Genomic DNA, 1,895 nt, shown 5'->3' with positions numbered 1-1,895 from the left:
CCTGATGAACTCGTGCACATCCAGCGTCATGAGCTTTGCCTTGCCGCCCTGCCGATAATCTCTCCCGCGGAACACGATCTTGCCGTCGGCTATGCTGACGAGCCGGGAGTTTGCGATGGCGACGCGGTGGGTATAGCGACCGAGATAAGCCAGCACCTGCTCTGGCCCGCCGAACGGCGGCTTGGCGTAGACGACCCATTCGAGGCGGCGGGCCTCGCCCAGCCGGCGTCTGAACACGGCGGGCAGCGCCAGTTCGGCGAGATCGCCGAAGAAGCTCAACTTGCCCGCTTCATACGCTGTCCGCAGTTCCTCCAGAAAGAGTCGGCGGAACAGGCGCGACAGCACGCGCACCGGCAGGAAGAAGCCGGGCCTGCAAGAGATCCAGCGCGTTCCATCGGGCGACAGTCCACCACCCGGCACGATGCAATGGATGTGGGGATGATAATGGAGGTTCTGACCCCAACTGTGCAGGACGCCGACAAGGCCGATCTCGGCTCCCAGATGTTTGGAATCGGCGGCGATGGTGCGTAGCGTCTCGGCGGTCGCCTTGAACAGCATCGTGTAGACCGCCGCCTTGTTCTGGAAGGCGATCGCCGCGATTTGCGCCGGCAGCGTGAAGACGACGTGGAAATAGGGAACCGGTAGGAGTTCGCCCTGCCGCGCGGCAAGCCATTCCCGGCAGGCCTGTCCCTGGCACTTCGGGCAATGCCGATTGCGGCAGGAATTGTAGGCGACGCGGATCGCCCCGCAGGACCGGCAGCCCTCGACATGGCCGCCCAGTTCGGCGGACCGGCATAGCTCGATCGCGCTCATCACGCGCCGCTCGACGCGCCCGAGATGGCCGTCATGGGCCTGCCGATACGCCTCGCCGTGGCGGCGGAAGATGTCCGCCACCTCCAGTCTCGCCGACATTGGCGGAACCGGTCAGCCCGGCGGCACAACCTCAATGGTCAGCCGATCGAGCGGGCTTTCCGTCCGCCGAATGAGACCGTTCGAGACCTTCGTGTAGCGCGCCGTGCTCGACAGGTTATTGTGGCCGAGCAGCACCTGGATGATGCGGATGTCCGTACCGTTCTCCAGCAAATGCGTGGCGAAGCTGTGCCTAAGCGTATGCACCGTCACGCGCTTGTCGATGCCGGCAGCCGCACGCGCCGAGCGGCACGCCGAATAGAGAACCTGCACATCGATGGGGCGATCGACGCCGCGCCCGGGAAACAGCCAGCCCTGCGGCTTCGCCAGCCGCCAGTAGACCCGCAGGATGCGCACAAGCTGCGCCGACAGCATCACGGTGCGGTCCTTGCCGCCCTTGCCGTGATGGACGAGGATCACGCCGCGTTCGCTGTCGATGTCGCCGACCTTCAGCCCGACGGTCTCCGAGGCGCGAAGTCCCGCGGCGTAGGCCGTGGTCAATGCCGTTCGGGTCTTCAGGCTCGGCACCGCCTCCAGGAACCGGACGACCTCGTCGGCGCTCAGCACCACTGGCAGAGTGCGTGGCGAGCGGGCGTAGACGATCCGCTCCGGGATCTCGGCATGGCCCAGCGTCACGCCGTAGAAAAACCGCAGCGCGCACACCGTCTGGTTCAGCGCCGGCCACGAGACTCCCGCCGAAACCAGATGGACTTGGAAGGCGCGGACGTCCTCCAGACCGAGCCGGTCCGGCGAGCGGTCGAAATAGCGCGAAAACTTGGCCACCGCGTGCACGTAGGATCGCTGGGTGGCCGGCGACAGATTGCGGATCGTCATGTCCTCGATCATGCGTCGGCGAAGAGGGCTCAACTCGGCCATCTCAAACTCCTGTTCTCAAGATTGCGCTTCAACAGCCGCAATCCTTCAAAACAGAAGCGTCATCCGCAAACCCACGCACCAAATGCCGCGTCAGCGGCTTCGTTCAATCC

The 1,895-nt window shown here is 65.1% G+C and carries 2 protein-coding genes; both read right to left on the bottom strand.

Annotation, left to right across the window (positions count from 1 at the left end; translation table 11 throughout):
* Window positions 1-912: IS91 family transposase (locus tag ABVQ20_RS40385; RefSeq protein ID WP_354465422.1), on the bottom strand; the 912-nt coding region annotated here is incomplete at its 3' end.
* Window positions 913-924: 12 nt separating this feature from the next.
* Window positions 925-1,785, bottom strand: a complete 861-nt coding sequence (locus ABVQ20_RS40380) for a site-specific integrase (protein ID WP_150834625.1) — start codon at window positions 1,783-1,785, stop codon at window positions 925-927.
* Between the last annotated feature and the right edge of the window lie 110 nt (window positions 1,786-1,895).

The sequence above is a fragment of the Mesorhizobium shangrilense genome (genome assembly GCF_040537815.1).
GTDB lineage: Bacteria > Pseudomonadota > Alphaproteobacteria > Rhizobiales > Rhizobiaceae > Mesorhizobium > Mesorhizobium shangrilense.
The sequence above is the reverse complement of the archived record's forward strand: the minus strand, read 5'-3'. Positions and strand labels throughout refer to the sequence as shown.